The 19,633-nt window shown below is 68.2% G+C and carries 20 protein-coding genes; 16 read left to right on the plus strand and 4 right to left on the minus strand.

Translation table 11 applies throughout. From position 1 onward, the window contains the following. Nucleotides 1-89 precede the first annotated feature (89 nt). A complete protein-coding gene (locus WDM91_21460) occupies nucleotides 90-1,994 on the minus strand; it encodes an ABC-F family ATP-binding cassette domain-containing protein (GenBank protein MEI9997178.1) in 1,905 nt (634 codons plus the stop codon). 151 nt (nucleotides 1,995-2,145) lie between these two features. Between WDM91_21460 and ndk the strand changes: the two genes are divergently transcribed. The 6 genes from ndk (at nucleotide 2,146) to WDM91_21490 (ending at nucleotide 6,471) form a co-directional block, all read left to right on the plus strand. Next, nucleotides 2,146-2,568 (plus strand): nucleoside-diphosphate kinase, encoded by a 423-nt coding sequence (ndk, locus tag WDM91_21465; protein MEI9997179.1) that lies wholly within the window; start codon nucleotides 2,146-2,148, stop codon nucleotides 2,566-2,568. Nucleotides 2,569-2,676: 108 nt separating this feature from the next. Continuing rightward, entirely contained in the window at nucleotides 2,677-3,171 is a 495-nt protein-coding gene (locus WDM91_21470; GenBank protein MEI9997180.1) for a sigma-70 family RNA polymerase sigma factor, read from the plus strand. Beyond that, a complete protein-coding gene (locus tag WDM91_21475; GenBank protein ID MEI9997181.1) occupies nucleotides 3,168-3,761 on the plus strand; it encodes a hypothetical protein in 594 nt (197 codons plus the stop codon). Before WDM91_21470 ends, WDM91_21475 begins: the two co-directional genes overlap by 4 nt. A 28-nt stretch (nucleotides 3,762-3,789) precedes the next feature. Continuing rightward, nucleotides 3,790-5,418 (plus strand): serine hydrolase, encoded by a 1,629-nt coding sequence (locus WDM91_21480; protein ID MEI9997182.1) that lies wholly within the window; start codon nucleotides 3,790-3,792, stop codon nucleotides 5,416-5,418. 14 nt (nucleotides 5,419-5,432) lie between these two features. Continuing rightward, the gene (locus WDM91_21485) at nucleotides 5,433-6,278 is read left to right on the plus strand and encodes an SDR family oxidoreductase (protein ID MEI9997183.1); all 846 of its coding nucleotides are present in this window, start codon (nucleotides 5,433-5,435) and stop codon (nucleotides 6,276-6,278) included. Nucleotides 6,279-6,303: 25 nt separating this feature from the next. Next, the gene (locus tag WDM91_21490) at nucleotides 6,304-6,471 is read left to right on the plus strand and encodes a hypothetical protein (GenBank protein ID MEI9997184.1); all 168 of its coding nucleotides are present in this window, start codon (nucleotides 6,304-6,306) and stop codon (nucleotides 6,469-6,471) included. A 163-nt stretch (nucleotides 6,472-6,634) separates the two neighbouring features. On the opposite strand, the gene purN is transcribed toward WDM91_21490, so the two are convergent. Together purN and purM are read right to left on the minus strand one after the other, a co-directional pair. Continuing rightward, complete coding sequence (gene purN / locus WDM91_21495) at nucleotides 6,635-7,246, minus strand: phosphoribosylglycinamide formyltransferase (protein ID MEI9997185.1); 612 nt, start codon at nucleotides 7,244-7,246, stop codon at nucleotides 6,635-6,637. A gap of 68 nt (nucleotides 7,247-7,314) precedes the next feature. Beyond that, nucleotides 7,315-8,388, minus strand: a complete 1,074-nt coding sequence (purM, locus tag WDM91_21500; protein ID MEI9997186.1) for a phosphoribosylformylglycinamidine cyclo-ligase — start codon at nucleotides 8,386-8,388, stop codon at nucleotides 7,315-7,317. Nucleotides 8,389-8,550: 162 nt separating this feature from the next. Here purM and WDM91_21505 point away from each other — a divergent pair, with 162 nt between their 5' ends. From WDM91_21505 to tatC, 8 genes are all read left to right on the plus strand, one after another. Then, nucleotides 8,551-9,672, plus strand: coding sequence for a hypothetical protein (locus WDM91_21505; protein ID MEI9997187.1), 1,122 nt, complete (start codon nucleotides 8,551-8,553; stop codon nucleotides 9,670-9,672). Next, nucleotides 9,669-10,229, plus strand: coding sequence for a CDP-alcohol phosphatidyltransferase family protein (locus WDM91_21510; GenBank protein MEI9997188.1), 561 nt, complete (start codon nucleotides 9,669-9,671; stop codon nucleotides 10,227-10,229). Before WDM91_21505 ends, WDM91_21510 begins: the two co-directional genes overlap by 4 nt. Before the next feature lie 6 nt (nucleotides 10,230-10,235). Further along, on the plus strand, nucleotides 10,236-10,889 hold the full coding sequence (locus WDM91_21515; protein MEI9997189.1) for a hypothetical protein: 654 nt from the start codon (nucleotides 10,236-10,238) through the stop codon (nucleotides 10,887-10,889). 54 nt (nucleotides 10,890-10,943) lie between these two features. Further along, nucleotides 10,944-13,145 (plus strand): RNA degradosome polyphosphate kinase, encoded by a 2,202-nt coding sequence (locus WDM91_21520; GenBank protein ID MEI9997190.1) that lies wholly within the window; start codon nucleotides 10,944-10,946, stop codon nucleotides 13,143-13,145. Nucleotides 13,146-13,147: 2 nt separating this feature from the next. Then, entirely contained in the window at nucleotides 13,148-14,698 is a 1,551-nt protein-coding gene (locus tag WDM91_21525; protein MEI9997191.1) for a Ppx/GppA family phosphatase, read from the plus strand. Between the two features lie 101 nt (nucleotides 14,699-14,799). Further along, complete coding sequence (locus tag WDM91_21530) at nucleotides 14,800-15,024, plus strand: twin-arginine translocase TatA/TatE family subunit (protein MEI9997192.1); 225 nt, start codon at nucleotides 14,800-14,802, stop codon at nucleotides 15,022-15,024. Between the two features lie 3 nt (nucleotides 15,025-15,027). After that, the gene (tatB, locus tag WDM91_21535; GenBank protein MEI9997193.1) at nucleotides 15,028-15,462 is read left to right on the plus strand and encodes a Sec-independent protein translocase protein TatB; all 435 of its coding nucleotides are present in this window, start codon (nucleotides 15,028-15,030) and stop codon (nucleotides 15,460-15,462) included. Continuing rightward, nucleotides 15,459-16,259, plus strand: coding sequence for a twin-arginine translocase subunit TatC (tatC, locus tag WDM91_21540; protein ID MEI9997194.1), 801 nt, complete (start codon nucleotides 15,459-15,461; stop codon nucleotides 16,257-16,259). Before tatB ends, tatC begins: the two co-directional genes overlap by 4 nt. Nucleotides 16,260-16,435: 176 nt before the next feature. Here tatC and WDM91_21545 read toward each other — a convergent pair whose 3' ends face one another. Beyond that, nucleotides 16,436-16,831 carry a DUF559 domain-containing protein gene (locus tag WDM91_21545; GenBank protein ID MEI9997195.1) on the minus strand — a complete coding sequence of 132 codons (396 nt, stop codon included), beginning with the start codon at nucleotides 16,829-16,831 and terminating at the stop codon, nucleotides 16,436-16,438. 143 nt (nucleotides 16,832-16,974) lie between these two features. Here WDM91_21545 and serS point away from each other — a divergent pair, with 143 nt between their 5' ends. Together serS and surE are read left to right on the plus strand one after the other, a co-directional pair. After that, a complete protein-coding gene (gene serS / locus WDM91_21550) occupies nucleotides 16,975-18,411 on the plus strand; it encodes a serine--tRNA ligase (protein MEI9997196.1) in 1,437 nt (478 codons plus the stop codon). 355 nt (nucleotides 18,412-18,766) lie between these two features. After that, a complete protein-coding gene (gene surE, locus WDM91_21555) occupies nucleotides 18,767-19,549 on the plus strand; it encodes a 5'/3'-nucleotidase SurE (GenBank protein ID MEI9997197.1) in 783 nt (260 codons plus the stop codon). The last annotated feature ends 84 nt before the right edge of the window (nucleotides 19,550-19,633 follow it).

Raw genomic sequence — 19,633 nt, forward strand, 5'->3', positions numbered from 1 at the left:
CCTTTTGAGGATGTCTCGATCAGACAGAGTTCGCACCGCTTTTGCAATCGCCGCCACGGCCGTTCCCTCAGCGCCGGTGATCCAGACCGTTACTCCACCGCCATCGCTGCTTCGTACTCCTCGTTCATCGACAGCCAGCGCACTTCGGCCGCCTCGAGCTTGCGCGCCGCGTCGGCGCGCTTCTTCGACACCGCGCTGCCCTTTGCGGGATCCTTGGTGAACAGGAGCGGATCGCTCAGCGCCTTGTCGAGCTTGGCGAGCTCCGCGGTGAGCTCCGCGATCTGGTGCTCCGCCGCATCGACCTTGTCCTTGAGCGGCTTGAGGAGGCGCCGCCGCTCCGCTGCGTCGCGCCGCGCCTCTTCCTTCGATTTCGGCGGCGGGGCTTCCTCCTTCGCCGCCACCGGCAGCGGTGCATCGTCCGCCAGCAGGAAGCGGCGATAGTCGTCGAGGTCGCCCTCGAACGGGTTCACCTCGCCATTGGCGACCAGCAGCAGCCGGTCCGCGGTCGCCTCGATCAGCCGCCGGTCGTGGCTGACCAGCACCACCGCGCCGTCGAAATCGTTGAGCGCGCTGAGCAGCTCGCCGCGCGCGTCGATGTCGAGATGGTTGGTCGGCTCGTCGAGGATCAGCAGGTTCGGCTTGTCCAGCGTCGCGAGCGCCAGCATCAGCCGGGCCCGCTCGCCGCCCGAGAGGTTGCCCACCAGGGTGAGCTGCTTGTCCGCCGCGAAGCCGAAGCCGCCGAGCTGGGTGCGCGCCTCCTGCACCGTCAGGCGCGGCCGCATGTTCTGCAGCGTCTGCACCGGCGTGATCGCGCCCTGCAGCTCTTCGAGCTGGTGCTGCGCGAAATAGCCCGGGATCATCTTGCGCGAGAACACGACCTCGCCGCCCATCGGCAGAAGCTTGCCGGCCAGCAGCTTGGCCAGCGTCGACTTGCCGTTGCCGTTCTTGCCCAGCAGCGCGATGCGGTCGTCGGGATCGAAGCGCAGCGAGACGTTGCTCAGGATCGGCTTGCCGGGCTCATAGCCGACCGCCATGCGGTCCATGGTGACCAGCGGCGGCGCCGCCTCCACCGCCTTGGGCAGGCGGATCGGCGCGACGTGCTCGTCGAGCGGAATCTCGATGCGCCCCAGCTTGGCGATCATCTTCATGCGGCTCTGCGCCTGACGCGCCTTCGAGGCCTTGGCCTTGAAGCGGTCGACGAAGCTCTGCAGATGCTTGCGCTGCAGGTCCTGCTTCTTCTGCTGCGCCGCGTCGAGCGCCCGGCGCATCGCGCGGGTGTCGACGAAGGTATCGTAATTGCCGCTGTAGAGCGTCAGCTTGCCGTGCTCGAGATGCAGGATGAACTCGGCGGCGGTGTTCAGCAGGTCGCGGTCGTGGCTGACGATCAGCACCGTGCCGCGATAGCGCAGCAGGAAGTTCTCCAGCCACATCACGCCTTCGAGGTCGAGATAGTTGGTCGGCTCGTCGAGCAGCAAAAGGTCCGGCGCGGAGAACAGGATCGCCGCCAGCGCCACCCGCATGCGCCAGCCGCCGGAGAATTCGGCGCAGGGTCTGAGCTGGTCCTCCGCCGAGAAGCCGAGGCCGGCGAGGATCTCCGCCGCCCGGGCCGGCGCGGTATAGGCGTCGATCGCGTCCAGCCGGTGATAGATGTCGCCCAGCTTCTGCCCGTCCGTCTCGTGCTCGGCGGCGGCCAGCAGCGTCGTGCGCTCCGGATCGGCTTCGAGCACGGTGTCGAGCAGGCTGACCTGCGTCCCCGGCGCTTCCTGCGCCACCGCGCCCAGGCGCCAGGCGTTGGGCCAGGAGACCTCGCCGTCGTCCGGATGGAGCTGGCCGAGGATGACCTTCAGCAGCGTCGATTTGCCGGCGCCGTTGCGTCCCACAAGGCCCACGCGCCGCCCCGCGGGCAGGCTCGCGCTTGCGCCTTTGAGGATTTCGCGGCCCGCGATGCGGACGAGGACGTTGTCGATGACGAGCATGGCGGCGGCGTATAGCATGCTTCGAGGCGCCGCTGCGCGGCGCACCTCCGCATGACGCTTGAGCTAAATCGTCACCCTGAGGCGCGAGCGAAGCGAGCCTCGAAGGGTGCTTGCGCCGGGCCCGCGGCCACGGCATAAGGCCCGCGCTTTCCGCAATCTGGAGTGACTGATGCCCGTCGAGCGCACCCTTTCCATCATCAAGCCGGACGCGACGCGCCGGAACCTCACGGGCGCCATCGTCGACCGCTTCGAGAAGGCCGGCCTGCGCGTGATCGCCTCGCGCCGCATCCGCCTCTCCCAGGCCCAGGCGGAAGCCTTCTACGGCGTCCACCGCGAGCGTCCCTTCTTCGCCAGCCTCGTCGCGTTCATGACCTCGGGCCCGGTCGTGGTGCAGTGCCTGGAGGGCGAGAGCGCGATCGCCAAGAATCGCGAAGTGATGGGCGCCACCAACCCGGCCAACGCCGCCGCCGGCACCATCCGCAAGGATTTCGCCGAGAGCATCGAGGCCAATTCGGTGCACGGCTCGGACGCCCCGGAGACCGCGGCGCAGGAGATCGCGTTCTTCTTCTCCGGCCTCGATATCGTCCCTTAGAAAAATAATCCCGCCGGCCTGAAAGAAGTCCGCCGCCCGCTCGTCTACCTTGGACGAGCGGTTGCGGGTTGACGGCGGATGGACGGCGCAAGCCAGGATGAGCGGTATGTGAGCGCGGCGGCCGCCTTCGGCCCGGCGCTGGGCCGGCTGGCGCGCGCCTATGAAGCCGATCCGGACCAGCGGCGCGATCTGCTGCAAGACCTTCACCTCGCCCTGTGGCGCAGCCTGGCCACGTTCGACGGACGCTGTTCGCTGCGCACCTGGGTCTACCGCGTCGCCCACAACGCCGCGGCGTCCTACGTGCTGCAGCGCCGCCGGGCCAAGACCGCGGCGCTGACCAGTCTCGAAGACCTCGACCTGCCGGATGCAGCCGCCAGTCCCGAAGAGGCGATGGGCGAGCACCAGGCCCTCCAGCGCCTGATGGCGATCATCCGCGCCCTCAAGCCGCCCGACGCGCAGGTGATGCTGCTGTATCTCGAAGATCTCGATGCCGCCGCCATCGGGGAGATCACCGGCCTGTCGGCCGGCGCGGTGGCCAACAAGATCCACCGGATCAAGGCGGTGCTGGCGAAACGCTTTCACGACCGAGGAGCGAGCCGATGAGCGATTCTGCTTCTCAGGACGCAAAGACCCTCTGGCAGAACCAGGAGACGGAGTCCACCACCGTGACGCTCGACGACATCCGCAAGCGCGCCGGCCAATTCCAGCGGCGTGTCCGCAACCGCAACAGGCGCGAATATATCGCCAGCGCTGTCGTGATCGCCGCGTTCGGCGTCCTCGCCTGGCAGATGCCGGGCTGGATGATGAAGCTCGGCAGCGTCCTGATCGTGACCGCCACGCTCTTCGTGGTGTGGCAGCTCCACCGGCGCGGCCGGGCGCAAACGGTACCGGACGGTGCCGCCGCGGGGCTGCTCGCGTTCCATCGCGAGGAATTGGTGCGCCAGCGGGAGATGCTCCGCACCGTGTGGCTCTGGTACCTGGCGCCGTTCGTGCCGGGCATGGCTCTGATCTTGCTCGCCCGCTATTTCCAGCTCCACACGCCGGGCCGCTCGCTGGCCGTGGATCACCTGATCATCGTCTTTGGTGCTATGATCATGGCGCTGGTCTTCGTCATCATCCTGCTCCTGAATCTGTGGGTCGCGGCCAGGCTGCAGAACCGTATCCACGAGTTGGACAGGCTGAAGGCCGAGTAGTTTGAGCCGCGACAGAGGAGGAATGCCCATGCCGAAAATCCTTGCCGGTCTTGTGTTGTCGGGCCTCACGCTGTTTGCCGCCGGCGCGGCCGCGGCGGGTGTGCTGCCGGCGCGGGTCGACGACGCCGTCAAGGCGCGGATCGCGGCCGGACAATATCCGGCGCTGGTCATCGCCTATGTCGATCACGGCCGGACGCAGGTCGCGGCCTATGGCACGCTGGGCGGCGGCAAGGCGCCCGATGGCGACACGGTGTTCGAGATCGGCTCGATCACCAAGACCTTCACCGCGACCATCCTCGCCGACGCGGTGACACGCGGCACGCTCGGCCTCGATGCCAAGGTCGCGACGCTGCTGCCGGATTTCACGATCCCGACGCGCGGCGGCAAGGCCATCACCCTGGCCGACATCGCCACGCAGCATTCCGGCCTGCCGCGCCTGCCGGACAATTTCAATCCAGCCGATCCGAAAAATCCCTATGCCGATTACGGCGCCGCGCAGCTCAAGGCTTTTCTTGCGAGCTATGCGCTGCCGCGCGATCCCGGCGCGTCCTACGAATATTCCAATCTCGCTTTTGGCCTTCTCGGCTACGCCCTGGCGCAGAACGCCCACGCCGATTACCGCACGCTGCTCCGTCAGGTAGTGCTGGGGCCGCTCGGCATGCGCGATACCGACACTGAGACCTCTGCGGCGCAGGCCGCCCGCATGGCGCCGGGGCACGACATGCGGGGCGAGCCGCAACCGAACTGGGATTTGAGCGCGCTGGCCGGCGCCGGCGCCATCCGCAGCACGGGCAACGACATGCTGCGCTATCTGCGCGCCAATATGGGCGAGGCTTCGCCGCTGTCGGCCGCGATGACGCTGGCCCACGCCGCGCGCACCGACGGCCCGCCCGGCGAGCGCATCGGCCTCGCCTGGATGACCCGCACGACCGGCGCCGGCCCGGTTGTCTGGCACAATGGCATGACCGGCGGCTATGCCGGCGTCATCGCCTTCACCGCCGACGGCACGCGCGGCATCGTGGTGCTGACCAATATGGCCGTCGAAGTCGAGGATCTGGCGTTCGCCGCGCTCGATCCTTCGGCGCCGCTCGCGCCGGCGCAAAAGTCCATCACGCTCGCGCCCGCCGAACTGGAGCAATACACCGGCCGCTATCAGCTCGAGCCCAACTTCGTCCTGAATGTCGCGCCGCGCGACGGCCAGCTCTTCGCCCAGGCGACGGGGCAGGGGCCGTTCCCGCTCTATCCGACCGCGCGCAACGAGTTCGTCGCGCGCGTCGGCGGCATCTCCGTCAGCTTCACCCGTGACGCCCAGGGCCGCGTCGCCGGCCTGGTGCTGCACCAGAACGGCGACCGCATCGCGCCGCGCCTCCCCGACCCGCCGGTCGTGACCCTCGATGCGGCGACCCTCGCCGGCTATGTCGGCCGCTACCAGTTCGCCCCCGGGCGCGTGTTCGACGTGACGGTGCGGGACGGCGGCCTCTTCGTGCAGCTCACCGGCCAGCCGGCCCTGCCGGTTTTTCCCGCCGCCCGCGACAAGTTCTTCTATAAGGTGGTCGACGCGACCATCGATTTCGAGCGCGACGCATCGGGCGCGGTGGTCGCGCAGATACTGCATCAGAACGGCCGGGACGTGCGGGCGCCGCGCCTCGCGCCGTAACGGGAGAGCACCGCATGCAAGGCAAGACGGTCGTCGTCACCGGCGGCACTTCGGGCATCGGCGAAGTCGCCGCCATCCGCTTGGCGGAGAAGGGCGCCCGCATCGTCCTGATCGCGCGCGACCGCGCCCGCACCGACGCGACGCTGGCGAAGCTGCGCGCCGCCAACCCGTCGGCGCAGCACGCGTCGCACCTCGCCGATCTCTCGGTGATCGCCGAGATGAAGCGGGTCGCGGGCGAGGTCGCGGCCGCCGAGCCGCGCATCGACGTGCTGGTCAACAATGCCGGCGCGGTGTTCCTGTCGCGCAAGCTCAGCGCCGACGGCCTGGAGATGACCTTCGCCACCAACCACATGGCCTATTTCGTGGTGACCAACATCCTGCTGCCCAATCTCAAGGCGACGCCGGGCGCCCGCATCGTCTCGACCGCGTCCGACGCGCACAAGGCCGGCAAGCTCGACTTCGACGATCTGCAGCTGGAAAAGGGCTTCGGCGTCGGGCGCGCCTATGGTACGTCGAAGCTCTGCAACATCCTCTTTACGCGGGAGTTGGCGAAGCGCCTCGACGGCAGCGGCGTCACGGCGAACTGCCTGCATCCCGGCTTCGTCGGCACCCGCTTCGGCCTCAACAACGCCAACAACGTTTTCATGAAGGGCCTGCAGCGCGTCATCATGCTTTTCGGCATCTCGCCGGAGGAGGGCGCCAAGACCATCATCCATCTCGCGTCGTCGCCCGACGTCGCGACGATCAGCGGCAAGTATTTCTACAAGTGCAAGATCGACGAGCCGACCGCCGCGGCGCAGGACGACGCGACGGCCGCGCGCCTGTGGGAGGTCTCGCGCCAACTGTCGGGCGTGGGGTGATGGACAAGTCCGCCGCAAGGAACTGGTGCGCGCCTATGCCGAGCGCAAGCAGGTGCCCGGCGTCTTCGCCGTGCGCGCGCCGGGCGCGGCGTGGACCGGCACCACGCGCAACCTCGCTACGGCGCAGAAGCTGCAGGGGCAGAACACACCCTTGTCATCCCCGGCGAACATCGCGCGCTTGCGCGCGATGTGAGGGGACTGCGTAGCGACAGCGTACGCAGACCCAGGCGGCAAACACCGTCACGGTCTTTCCCGCCTGGGTCTGCGTACGCTGTCGCTACGCAGTCCCCTCACGCCGCTGCGCATCGCTCAGCCGGGGATGACAACGGAGTTTGCCGGGGATGACAGCGGAGTTTTCAAAGCGTGACCGCCCGCCCATCGCGCAGCACCACCCGCCCCGCCGCCACGTCGCGCAGCGCCTGCGGATAGATCCGGTGCTCTTCGACCTGCACCCGCGCGCCGAGCGTCTCCACCGTGTCGCCCGGCAGCACCGGCACGCGCGCCTGCGCGACGATCGGGCCGCTGTCGAGCTCCGCCACCACGAAATGCACGGTGCAGCCGCTTTCCGGAACGCCGGCCGCCAGCACCTGCTGATGCACTCTTATCCCCTTGAACGCCGGCAGCAGCGAGGGATGGATGTTGAGCAACCGCCCTTCCCATTTGCGCGTGAAGCCGTCCGAATGGATGCGCATGAAGCCGGCCTCGCAGACCAGCGCGATGCCCGCCGCCGTCAGCGCCTCGTCGATCGCCATGTCGAACGCTTCGCGGCCGGCGAACCCCTTGTGCGAGAGGATCGTCACCGGCACGCCCGCCGCGCGCGCCTTCTCGACGCCCGCGGCGCTCTCGACATTCGAGATCACCAGCGCGACCTGCGCCGGAAAACCCGGGGCGCGCGCCGCCTCGATCAACGCCATCATGTTCGAGCCGTTGCCGGAGATCAGGATGGCGGTGGGTTTCTTCGGCGTCACGAGCGGCTTCCCCCCACCCGAAAGGCGCCTTTCACCTTCCTCTTGCGGGGAGGCCGCGCGCACGACACTCACAGCTTCAGCGCACCCGAATAAACCACCTTCGCCTCGCCGTCGCCGCGCACCAGGGCGCCGATGCGCCAGGCCTGCTCGCCGGCTTCCTGGAACGCGTCGATCACATGCCCCGACTGCTCCGCCGCGACGATCGCGATGAAGCCGAGCCCGCAATTGAAGGTGCGCAGCATCTCGCGCTCCGCGATCCCCGCCTGCTTCGCCAGCCAGCCGAACACCGGCGGCGGCGTCCAGCACGACAGGTCGATCTGCGCGTCCAGCCCCTCGGGCAGGGCGCGCGGCAGATTCTCGGTGATCCCGCCGCCCGTGATGTGCGCGAAACCCTTCACGCCGCCGGTGCGGATCGCGGCCAGCCCGCTCTTGATATAGAGCCGCGTCGGCCCCAGCAGCGCCTCGCCCAGGCTGTGCGCGGCGTCGAACGGCGCCGGCGCATCATAGGAGAGCCCCGCATCGCCCACGACGCGCCGCACCAGCGAATAGCCGTTCGAATGCACCCCGCTCGACGCGATGCCGATCACCACGTCGCCTTCTTTCATCGCCTTGAGGTTGGGCAGCACATGGCCGCGCTCCACCGCGCCGACGGAAAATCCCGCGAGGTCGAAATCGCCCTTGGCATAGAGCCCGGGCATCTCCGCCGTCTCGCCGCCGATCAGCGCGCAGCCCGATTCCGTGCAGGCCCGCGCGATCCCCTCGATCACCACCGCCGCGTCGTCGACATTGAGCTTGCCGGTCGCGTAATAGTCGAGGAAGAACAGCGGTTCGGCGCCCTGCACCACGAGGTCGTTGACGCACATCGCGACCAGGTCCTGGCCGATCCCCGCGAACAGGCCGGTGTCGATCGCGATCTTCAGCTTGGTTCCCACCCCGTCGGTCGCCGCGACCAGCACCGGATCCTTGAATCCGGCCGCCTTCAGGTCGAACAGCCCGCCGAACCCGCCGAGATCCGCATCCGCGCCCGGCCGCCGCGTCGCTTTCGCCGCTGGAGCGATTCGCGCCACCAGCGCCTCGCCGGCATCGATATCGACGCCCGCGTCCCGGTAGGTCAGACCGTTGCGGCCGGGTTTGTCGCTCATCTTGAATCGCCGCCGGAAATCTGCCGCCCCGTTTACGGCAAGCGCTCCGCTTCTCGCAAGGCACGGCCAGGGCGCCGTGCCTTTGCCGCTTTTATGCGCTAGTGAGCGCTTCCGTGGGCAGGGCCCGCGCTTTATACTCTGGACGGGCAATCAAGGTTCCAAATGTCACAGGGTTTCACCCGGCTCGCTTCCGCCTTGGCGCTGGCCGTCCTTTTCGTCGTGCCCGCGGCTGCCGGAGCCGCCGATCCGACCTATACGGTCAGCGGCATCCATGTCGACGCGACCGGCGCCTCCGCGACGGTGGCCCAGACCACCGCCATCGCCCAAGGCCGCCCGCGCGCCTGGGACGTCCTCTTCAAGCGGATCGCCAAGCAGTCCGATTGGGCCAAGCAGCCCAGGCTCGATGCCGATGCGCTTGCCCGTCTCGCGCGCGGCTTCACCGTCACGCATGAGAAGCGCTCGACCACCCGCTACGTCGCCGACGTGACCTATATCTTCAGCCCGGAGGCCGTGGCCCGGGTCATGGCGACCGTCTCGCCGTCCTATCGTCTCGCCGTCGGCGGCCGCCGCATCCTGCTGATCCCGATGTCGCCGAATTTCGACCGCGCCTCGCCCTGGTCGAGCGCCTTCTCCAGCCCGCGCTTCACCGGCACGGCGGTGCCGTTCGCGGTGCCGACGGGCGATGCGCCCGACGTGAAGGCGCTGGGCCGGCTGCAATTCGACGCGACCAACTGGGCCGACGTCCAGATCGTCGCCGCCCGCATCCACGCGACGGAAGCGGTGCTGGTGCTGGCGATCCCGCTGACCAGGGGCGGGACCTCGATCACCGACAAGATGACCGGCAAGGTGCAGGTCTGGCTCAAGCGCATCGGCGTGGCCGAGACCCCGATGAAGACCTCGGTCGACGTGCCGCTGGTCAAGAACCCGGCGCAGACCTATCCGCTCGCCGCCGATGCCGCGGTGCATGCGATCGAGGAGATGTACCGCCAGAAGCCCGCGATCGATTTCGGGCCGCGCGGCGTGCTCACCGCCGATGTCCATATCGACTCGCTGCAGCAATGGACCGCCATCCAGGCGTCCTTCGCGCCGGTCGCCAACGTCCTGGGCGTGCAGGTCCAGGCAATGGACATCGGCCTGGTCCACATCACGCTGACCTATCAGGGCTCGACCGACCAGCTCGCCGCCGCGCTGGCGCCGGTCGGCGTCGCGCTGACGAAGACCGGCGATAGCTGGGAGATGGCGTATGCGCCGCCGCCCCGGCCGACCGCCTCGGCCTCGCCGTGACCGGCCTGCTGCGTCACTTCCCCAATTTCCTGACGGCGGTCCGCATCGTTCTGGCGCCGCTCACCGCTTGGCTGGTGCTGCACGATTACGATCTCGCCGCGCTGTTCGTCTTCGCCTTCGCGGGCGGCAGCGACGCGCTGGACGGCTTCCTCGCGCGCCGCTACGGCCTGGTCTCGCGCTTCGGCGAATATCTCGATCCCGCCGCCGACAAGCTGCTGATGCTCGCCTGCTTCGTCACCCTCACCATGATCGGCGCCACGCCGCTCTGGCTGACCGCGATGGTGATCGGCCGGGACATCGCGATCGTGCTGGGTGTCGGTATCGCCCGGCTGCTCTCCCTGCCCGTGAAGATGGAGCCCCTCGCCGTCGGCAAGGCGAGCACCATCGTGCAGGTCGGCTATATCGGCCTGGTGCTGCTGCTGCTGACGGTGAAGTCGGACATGCGCGTGCTGGTCGAGGCGGCCGGCATCATCGCCGCCGGCTTCACCCTGATGTCGTGGTTCTCCTACGGCCAGCTCCTGCTGAAGGCCTTCCTCCTCGGCCGCCGCCCGGCCTGACCGTCCTTGGCGTCCCAGCTTCCCCTTCCGCTCGCGACGCCGCCGGCCCTCGGCCGTGCCGATTTCATCGTCGCGCCGGCCAATGCGGAGGCGGTCGCCTTCATCGACTCCTTCCCGCGCTGGACCGCCCCGGCCGCGGCGCTCTATGGCCCCCCCGGCTCGGGCAAGTCGCATCTGGCCGGCATCTGGGCCAAGGCGGCCGGCGCCCTGGTCCTCGCCGCGCCAGGCCTGACCAAGACCGCGGCGGCCGCGCTGGAACCCGGCCGCGCCGTGCTGGCCGAGGACGTGGCGCCCGGCCTGGACGAGGACGCCCTGTTCGCCCTGTTCCAGCACCCCGGCCCGCTGCTCCTCACCGCCAAGGAGCCGCCCGCCGCCTGGCCGGCCGCGCTGCCGGACCTCAAATCCCGCTTCGCCGCCCTGCTGGCCTTCCCGCTCTGGGCTCCTGACGACGCGCTCTTGACCGCCCTGACCCGCAAATTGTTCACGGACCGGCAACTCGCCGTGCCCGATCCTGTGATCGTGAGAATCCTGAACTCCGTCGAGCGGTCGCCCGCCGCCGTCCGCGACTTCGTCGCCCGGGCCGATGCCCGCGCCCTGGCGGAAAAGCGCCCGGTCACGGTTTCGCTGGTCGGCGACCTCTTGGCCGAGGGCCTGTCATGATAAGGTTGCGCGGCAGCATTAGGCTGCAGCCCGGCGGGAAGCGGTAACCATCTGATGTCAAACCCTAAAGTCAGCCCCGAGGCGGAGAATCCGGTCCCCGAACCGATCGAGGTCGCGGCGCCCGAGCCCGCGATCGACCCGGCCTCGCCCGACCGCTTCGTCAACCGCGAGCTCTCCTGGCTGGCCTTCAACCGCCGCGTCCTGGAGGAGGCCCGCAACCGCCGCCACCCTTTGCTCGAGCGGGTGCGCTTCCTCGCGATCTCCGCCTCGAACCTCGACGAGTTCTTCATGGTCCGCGTCGCGGGCCTCAAGGGCATGGTCGCCGAGAACGTCGCCACCGTGTCGGCCGACGGCCTCACCCCGGCGCAGCAGCTCGCCCAGGTCGACGCCATGGCCAAGACCCTGATCGACGACCAGCAATCGGTCTGGACTCCGATGTGCAAGGAATTGCGCGAGGCCGGCATCGCCGTCATCGAGCAGGACGAGGTGGGCGCGGCCGACCGCCCGCATCTGGAGACCTATTTCCGCGAGCAGGTCTTTCCCGTCCTCACCCCGCTCGCCGTCGATCCCGCGCATCCCTTCCCCTTCATCCCCAATCTGGGCTTCACGCTCGCGCTGCAGCTCACCCGGGTCCGCGACGGCAAGCAGGTCAATGCGCTGCTCCCGATCCCGCCCCAGCTCCAGCGCTTCATCCGCCTGCCCGATGCCGGCGGCACGGTGCGCTTCCTGCCGCTCGAGAGCCTGATCGGGCTGCATCTCGACAAGCTCTTCCCCGGCCATGTCGCCACCGCCTCGGGCCTCTTCCGCATCCTGCGCGACAGCGACGTGGAGATCGAGGAAGAGGCCGAAGACCTCATGCTGCTGTTCGAGACGTTGCTCAAGCGCCGCCGCCGCGGCAACGTCATCCACATGAAATGCGCCGCCTCGATGCCGGACGATCTGCGCGTCTTCATCGCCGACCATCTCGACCTCGATCCGCCCGACATGGTCATCATCGACCACATGCTGGGGCTCTCCGACCTCACCAAGCTGATCCTCGACGAGCGCCGCGACCTGCAGTTCAAGCCTTACGTCGCGCGCTTCCCCGAGCGCTTCCGCGATCACGGCGGCGACAGCTTCGCGGCGATCCGCGAGAAGGACATGATCGTCCATCATCCCTTCGAGAGCTTCGATGCGGTGGTGCAGTTCGTCCGCCAGGCCGCCGCCGATCCCAACGTCGTGGCGATCAAGCAGACGCTCTACCGCACCTCCTCCGACAGCCCGATCGTCTCGGCGCTGATCGAGGCGGCGGAGGCCGGCAAGTCCGTCACCGCGCTGGTCGAGCTGAAGGCCCGCTTCGACGAGGCCGCGAACATCAAATGGGCCCGCGACCTCGAGCGCGCCGGCGTCCAGGTGGTCTACGGCTTCATCGAGCTCAAGACCCACGCCAAGGTCAGCCTGGTGATCCGCCGCGAGAGCGGCTCGCTCCACACCTATGTGCATTTCGGCACCGGCAACTACCATCCCAACACCGCGAAGATCTACACCGACCTGTCGCTGTTCAGCGCCGATCCGGCGCTCGGGCGCGACGCGGCGCAGCTCTTCAACTTCATCACCGGCTATGCCGAGCCGGTGTCGCTGGAGAAGATCGCGATCTCGCCGGTCAACCTGCGCGGCCGCCTGATCGACGCGATCCAGCAGGAGATGGTGCACGCCCAGGCCGGCCGTCCGGCCGCGATCTGGGTCAAGCTCAACAGCCTGGTCGATCCGCACATGATCGACGCGCTCTACCGCGCCAGCCAGGCGGGGGTGAAGATCGACCTGGTGGTGCGCGGCATCTGCTGCCTGCGTCCCGGCGTGCCGGGCCTCTCGGACAACATCCGGGTCAAGAGCATCATCGGCCGCTTCCTCGAGCACGGCCGCATCGTCTGCTTCGGCGCCGGCCATGGGCTGCCGTCGCCCCAGGCCAAGGTTTACATTTCTTCAGCAGACTGGATGCCGCGCAACCTCGACCGCCGCGTCGAGGCGCTGGTTCCCATCGAGAATCCCACGGTGCATCAACAGGTTCTCGACCAGATCATGGTCGCCCTGCTGAAGGACCAGGCGCAGTCCTGGCATATGCATGCCGACGGAACCTATATCCGCGACGCAGAATCCTCGTCGCCGGACGCCTTTTCGGCGCATACTTACTTCATGACGAATCCGTCCCTCTCCGGCCGCGGCCGCGCCCTCAAGATGCAGCAGCGTCCCATCGCCGTCGTCGTGCGGCGGAGCTGAGCATGAGCGGCACCTCGACCCCGTCCGCGGAGACCCGGGCTCCGCAAGGCGTCCGGCCGCGCCCGAAGCTGTCGGGCCGCCGCCCGCTCGCCGTGGTCGATATCGGCTCCAACTCCGTCCGTCTCGTGGTCTACGAGAACGAGACCCGCGCCGCCGCGACGCTGCACAACGAGAAATCGATCTGCGGCATCGGCCGCGACATGGTCTCGACCGGCCGCCTGCATGCCGAGGGCTGCAGCCAGGCGCTGCAGGCGCTGGCGCGCTTCCGCATGCTGGCCGACGGCCTGGGCACGGTGACGCGCGAGGCGGTCGCCACCGCCGCGGCGCGCGACGCCTCCAACGGCCAGGATTTCGTGCGCCGTGCCGAGGCCGCCTGGGGCGCGCCGGTGCGCGTCCTCTCGGGCCAGGAAGAAGCCCGCCTCGCGGCGCATGGCGTCGTCGCGGGAATCCCGCATGCCGACGGCCTGGTCGCCGATCTCGGCGGCGGCAGCCTCGACATGGTGAGCGTCCGCCACGGCCAGACCGGCGACGCCTTCACCCTGCCCATCGGCCCCTTGCGCCTGATGGACGCCGCCAAGGGCGATCCCGACAAGGCGCGCAAGCTGGTCGACGAGGATCTCGCGCGGCTGCATCTCATCGGCCTCAAGGACAGCGCGCTCTATGCCGTCGGCGGCATCTGGCGCAGCTTCGCCCGCGTCGACATGGAGGAGACGCATTATCCGCTGAAGGTGCTGCAGGAATACGAGATCCCGCGCCGCCGCGCCCTGCGCCTGTGCGACCTGCTCGCGCACCAGTCGCGCAAATCCATCGAGAAGATGAAGAGCGTCTCCAAGCGCCGCGCCGAGGCGCTGCCCTATGGCGCCATCGTGCTCGAGCGCCTGCTGCTCGCCTGCGACCTGAAATCGGTCGTGATCTCCGCCTATGGCCTGCGCGAAGGCCTGCTCTATGCCCGGCTGACGCCGGAGGAGCGCGCGCTCGATCCGCTCATCGCTTTCGCCGAGGGGATCAACGCCCGCCTCGCGCGCAACGAGGACCATGCGCTCGAGATGTTCGAGTGGATGTCGGTGCTGTTCGCCGGCGAGACGCCGGAGCTGCGCCGCGTGCGCCTCGCCGCCTGCCTGTTCTCCGACATCGCCTGGCGCCGCCACCCCGACGACCGCGCCGAGGGCGCCCTCAAGCAGGTGCTGACCGCGCCCTTCGCGGGCGCCAGCCACCGCATCCGCGCCATGATCGCCTCGGCGGTGTTCCACCGCTATTCCGGCGACGAGGATTTCCCGCCCGACATCGTGAACCCGGAACTCCTCAACGCCGAGGACGAGGCACGCGCCCTGGTCATCGGCCTGGCCTGCCGGCTGGGTTTCGCGCTCTCGGCCTCCTCGCCCGGGGCGCTGCCGCAATACCGCCTGCGCCTGACGCCGGCCAAGATCGTGCTCAACCTGTCGCGGCGCAACGAGGACATCGGCGGCGATCCCGTCCACAAGCGCCTCACCGAGCTTGCCGCCGCTTTCGGCCGCAAGGGCGAGATTTGGTCGTCCGATCCGGCCGCGATATGATGTGCCGCCTTGCCTTTGCGCCCCGCCCGGGTCTTTAAGAGGCAGGAATTCGCGCCGGACCGCATCCGGCCACCCGTTCGGACGGGGAGAAGGAGCATCTCATGGGTAGTTTCGGACCGCTGCACTGGATCATCCTGATCGCGGTCGTCGTCCTGCTGTTCGGCGGGCGCGGCAAGATCTCCGACCTGATGGGCGACGTCGCCAAGGGCATCAAGAGCTTCCGCAGCGGGCTCAACGATCCGGAGGACGCCAAGACCATCCAGGGCTCCGCCAGCGATCCCGTCGCGCCCACGCCGAACAAGGACCAGACCACCGTCGGGCGGTAGGGCATGCTCGACTTCTTCTCCTGGAGCCACATCCTCGTCCTTTTGATCGTCGCCCTCGTCGTGGTGGGCCCGAAGGACCTGCCGCGCCTGATGCGCATCGTCGGGCAATGGACCGGCAAGGCGCGCGCCATGGCCGACCAGTTCCGCCGGAGCTTCGACGACATGGCGCGCCAGTCCGAGCTCGACGAGCTGCGCAAGGAGATCGAGAGCCTGCGGGTCGGCAATCCGCTCTCCGACATCGAGCGCGACCTGCACCGCTCCATCGTGCCCGACGACATGAAGTCTCCGGCCTCGAACGTCCCGCCGCCCGGCGGCGTCACGCTCGATCCGCTGCCCGATGGCGGGCCCGAGCCGCGCGCCGGCGAGTTCGAGGTGACGACGGCCGCGACGGCGCCGGAGCCGCTGGCGGTCACGGGCTATGAGCCGCCCGCGCCATGAACAAGCCGTCGGCGGATGACGAAGCGGCCATCGAGGCGACCAAGGCGCCGCTGATGGAGCACCTGGTCGAGCTGCGCAAGCGGCTGATCTGGTCGATCCTCGCCTTTCTCGTCTGCTTCGGCATCTGCTTCTATTTCGCCAAGCCGATCTTCGCCTTCCTGACCGAGCCGCTCTACGCCACGATCAAGGAGCCGGCCAACCGCCATATGATCGCGACCGGCCTGACCGAGACCTTCTTCACCTATGTGCGGGTCGGCATGTTCGCGGGCATCTGCCTGGCCTTCCCGGTCGTCGCGGCGCAGGTCTGGCTGTTCATCGCGCCGGGCCTCTACCGGCACGAGCGCAACGCCTTCTGGCCGTTCCTGCTGGCGACGCCGTTCCTCTTCGTCGCGGGCGCGGCGTTCGTCTTCTACGTGATGCTGCCCAACGCCATCGGCTTCTTCCACAGTTTCGAGACCACCGGCACGGGCGCGACGATGGGGATCGAGCTGCAGGCGCGGGTCAGCGAATATCTCGACTTCGTGACGACGCTGATCTTCGCCTTCGGCCTGTGCTTCCAGTTGCCGGTCCTGCTGTCGCTGCTGGGCCGGGTCGGGATCGTCACCTCGGCGCAGCTGCGTTCGATGCGGCGCTATGCGATCGTCGGGATGACCGCGGTGGCCGCCGTCCTGACCCCGCCGGACGCCTTCTCGATGCTGAGCCTGCTGGTGCCGCTGGTGGCGCTCTACGAAATCTCGGTGATCCTGGTCCGCCTGATCGAACGCGACAAGGCCAGGAAGGACGCGGCGGCGGCGTGAGTTTCCTCCCCCGTGGTTACGGGGGAGGGGGACCATCGCGAAGCGATGGTGGAGGGGGGAGCCGCAGAGCACCGAATATCCCGCCCAACACATCCTCCAGCCGCAGATAGACGTCCTGGTTGGAAATTCGCAGAACCCGCCAGCCGCGGGACATCATGAACGCATCGCGCTTGCGGTCATGGGCGATCCTCCTCCGACGCGTGCGTATCGCCATCGAGTTCGACCATCAGCCAGCGCGGCACGCAGGCGAAATCCGCGATATAGGGTCCGATCGGATGCTGCCGCCGGAAGCGCAGCTCGGGCGACTGCCGCAGCCGCGACCACAGGATCACTTCCGCATCGGTCATCCGCCGGCGCAAGTCTTTCGCGAATGGCCGCGATCTGCGCTCGCCTCGCCGCATGGCGCTTGCCCCCTCCGTCTCGCCGCTGCCGCGGCGAGCCACCTCCCCCGTAACCACGGGGGAGGAAACCAGAACGCGCCGCCCTTTTCCTCCCCCGTGTTTGCGGGGGCTTCGTAGCGACAGCGTGCGAAGGCCGATTGCGCGGCGGCGAAATCGGCGGGGGGACCACATCGCGCAGCGATGTGGTGGAGCGGTGTATCGCCCGCCTGGATACCCTTCCCTCGGCGTGCTGGCGCACGCCTCGCCGGGGATGACAAGGCAGGTTTTTGACCCGTCGCGCGCCCCATGCCATTACGCGCCCTCAGGAGCCCGCCATGCACGACATCAAGTCCATCCGCGACAACCCCGACGCCTTCGTCGCCGGGCTCGACCGGCGTGGCGGCGGCGAGGGCGGGGCGATTGCCGGCCAGCTCCTCAAGCTCGACGCGGAGCTGCGCGCGCTCCTCACCGAGTTGCAGCAGAAGCAGGCGCGGCGCAACGAAGCCTCCAAGCTGATCGGCCAGGCGAAAGCCAAGAAGGACGAGGCCGGCGCCGCCGCCCTGATGGCCGAGGTCGCAGGCCTGAAAGACGCGATCCAGCAGGGCGAGCAGCGCCAGCGCGATCTCGAAGCCGAGCTCAAGACCGCCCTCGCCGTGATCCCGAACATCCCGGCCGACGACGTGCCGCAGGGCGACGGCGAGGACGACAACGTCCCGGTCGCGGCGCGCCACTACAAAGCCACGCGGATCGCCGCGAGCGGCATCAACGCGCCGAAGGAGCATTTCGCGCTCGGCGAGGCGCTCGGCCTGATGGATTTCGAGCGCGCCGCGAAGGTCTCCGGCGCCCGCTTCGTCTATCTCAAAGGCGCCTTCGCCCGCCTCAATCGCGCACTGGCGAGCTTCATGCTCGACCTGCACACGACGAAGTACGGTTATGAAGAGGTCGTACCCCCGTTGTTGGTGAACGACACTGCGATGTTTGGAACAGGGCAACTTCCGAAGTTCAAGGACGATTTGTTCCCTACATACCGAAGTGTTGAGTATTGGGAGCGTCTGAGCCGTGCTGCTGCGAAGCTCCTTGAAGAAGAAAGAGTCAAAGGCTATGGCGCTGCGCTCATGACAGCCAAGGCCGAGATGGTTAGCGATCAGGATATTTTTTGGCTCATTCCTACCGCCGAAGTCCCGCTCACCAACTACGTCAACGGCGAAATCCTCTCCGAGACCGAACTCCCCCTGCGTTTCACCGCATACACACCGTGCTTCCGTTCGGAAGCCGGCGCCGCGGGCAAAGACACGCGCGGGATGATCCGCATGCACCAGTTCGACAAGGTCGAGCTCGTCTCCATCACGACGCCGGAGAAATCGAACGAAGAGCATGAGCGCATGACCGACGCGGCGCAGGAGGTCCTCAAGCGTCTCGACCTCAGCCATCGCGTCGTCACGCTGTGCACCGGCGACATGGGGTTCAGCGCGCGCAAGACCTACGACATCGAGGTCTGGCTGCCCGGGCAGAACCGCTTCCGCGAGATCTCCTCCTGCTCGAATTGCGGGGATTTCCAGGCGCGGCGGATGAACACGCGCTACCGCGGTGCCGGTCGCGAAGGCGGGGACAAGGTGAAGGGCCCGGTGCACACGCTGAACGGCTCCGGCCTCGCCATCGGCCGCACGCTCATCGCGGTGGTCGAGAACTACCAGCAGGCCGACGGCAGCATCGCGATCCCCGACGCGCTCAAGCCCTATATGGGCGGCCTCGAGAAGATCGAGACGAAATAGCTCACTTTCCTCCCCCGTAAACACGGGGGAGGAAAGTGACGGCACGCGCCTTGAACCCGTCCGCGCCGCGCCCATCTCTCTCGTCCACGCCACGACCGGCGAAAGACGGAGGATAGACGGGGGTACCCCCTCGAGATTTTGGTGGAACAATTATATTGCCGAAGCGGCGCGCCCCGGCCGTAAAACTTATCCTCCAGGATTTGCGTTTCCACTCAATCGCTTGCGCCGGAATCGGGCGAATTGAACCGCGGATTTTGAAATCGCCCGGCCCTGTCGTAGACACAGCCCGGTGGCCGAGCCGGCAAACAAAGATCAAGCGGCTGCGTTTTCCGCGATCGAAGGACCAGATGTTGTGATGCCCCTGCGAATCCTGGTCACCAATGACGACGGCATCCACGCCCCCGGCCTGGTCGCCGCCGAGAAGATCGCCCGCGCCCTCACCGACGACGTCTGGATCGTCGCGCCCGAGACCGAGCAGTCCGGCGCCTCGCACTCGCTCACTCTCACCATGCCGCTGCGCCTGCGCGAGGTCGACCCGCGCCGCTTCGCGGTCACCGGCACGCCGACCGACTGCGTGATGATGGCCTGCGCCCATGTGATGAAGGACAAGCCGCCGACCCTGATCCTCTCCGGCGTCAATCGCGGCTCCAACATCGCCGACGACGTGACCTATTCGGGCACCATCGCGGGCGCGATGGAAGGCTGCGCGCTCGGCATCCCGTCCATCGCGCTCAGCCAGTCCTATGGCTGGACCGAAGGCGACGCGGTGCGCTGGGAGTGCGGCGAGGTCCAGGGCCCGCCGCTGATCCGGAAGCTGGTGGAAGCCGGCTGGCCCGACGACGTGCTGATGAACATCAACTTCCCGGACGCCGCGCCGAGCGAGGTCAAGGGCATCGACATCGCCGCCCAGGGCAAGCGCGACCTGCAGACCGCGGCGCTCGAGCGCCGCGTCGACGCGCGGGGCAATCCTTATTTCTGGATCGGTTTCAAGCGCGTCCGCTCGAACCCGCCGCGGGGCACCGACCTGCACGCGGTCTACAACAAGCGGATCGCGGTGACGCCGCTGCACCTCAACCTCACCGAGTTCAAGGTGGTCGAGACCCTGCGCGAGAAGCTCGGCGACATCGCGCTGGCGTAGACAGATGGGCACTGTCGTCATAACCCCCTCGGTGTCATGGCCCGCACTCCGGCGGGCCATGACAACGGTGGTGGTGGCCTGAAC

It is taken from the genome of Rhizomicrobium sp. (genome assembly GCA_037200385.1).
Classification (GTDB): domain Bacteria; phylum Pseudomonadota; class Alphaproteobacteria; order Micropepsales; family Micropepsaceae; genus Rhizomicrobium.

What these genes read in the sequence shown, in the direction of transcription:
- WDM91_21530 (MEI9997192.1), top strand. Translation starts at nt 14,800, where the DNA reads ATGGGTAGTTTCGGACCGCTGCACTGGATCATCCTGATCGCGGTCGTC.
- WDM91_21520 (MEI9997190.1), top strand. Translation starts at nt 10,944, where the DNA reads ATGTCAAACCCTAAAGTCAGCCCCGAGGCGGAGAATCCGGTCCCCGAA.
- surE (MEI9997197.1), top strand. Translation starts at nt 18,767, where the DNA reads ATGCCCCTGCGAATCCTGGTCACCAATGACGACGGCATCCACGCCCCC.
- WDM91_21460 (MEI9997178.1), bottom strand. Translation starts at nt 1,994, where the DNA reads ATGCTATACGCCGCCGCCATGCTCGTCATCGACAACGTCCTCGTCCGC.
- purM (MEI9997186.1), bottom strand. Translation starts at nt 8,388, where the DNA reads ATGAGCGACAAACCCGGCCGCAACGGTCTGACCTACCGGGACGCGGGC.
- WDM91_21475 (MEI9997181.1), top strand. Translation starts at nt 3,168, where the DNA reads ATGAGCGATTCTGCTTCTCAGGACGCAAAGACCCTCTGGCAGAACCAG.
- serS (MEI9997196.1), top strand. Translation starts at nt 16,975, where the DNA reads ATGCACGACATCAAGTCCATCCGCGACAACCCCGACGCCTTCGTCGCC.
- WDM91_21525 (MEI9997191.1), top strand. Translation starts at nt 13,148, where the DNA reads ATGAGCGGCACCTCGACCCCGTCCGCGGAGACCCGGGCTCCGCAAGGC.
- tatC (MEI9997194.1), top strand. Translation starts at nt 15,459, where the DNA reads ATGAACAAGCCGTCGGCGGATGACGAAGCGGCCATCGAGGCGACCAAG.
- WDM91_21505 (MEI9997187.1), top strand. Translation starts at nt 8,551, where the DNA reads ATGTCACAGGGTTTCACCCGGCTCGCTTCCGCCTTGGCGCTGGCCGTC.
- ndk (MEI9997179.1), top strand. Translation starts at nt 2,146, where the DNA reads ATGCCCGTCGAGCGCACCCTTTCCATCATCAAGCCGGACGCGACGCGC.
- tatB (MEI9997193.1), top strand. Translation starts at nt 15,028, where the DNA reads ATGCTCGACTTCTTCTCCTGGAGCCACATCCTCGTCCTTTTGATCGTC.
- WDM91_21485 (MEI9997183.1), top strand. Translation starts at nt 5,433, where the DNA reads ATGCAAGGCAAGACGGTCGTCGTCACCGGCGGCACTTCGGGCATCGGC.
- WDM91_21480 (MEI9997182.1), top strand. Translation starts at nt 3,790, where the DNA reads ATGCCGAAAATCCTTGCCGGTCTTGTGTTGTCGGGCCTCACGCTGTTT.
- WDM91_21545 (MEI9997195.1), bottom strand. Translation starts at nt 16,831, where the DNA reads ATGTGGTCCCCCCGCCGATTTCGCCGCCGCGCAATCGGCCTTCGCACG.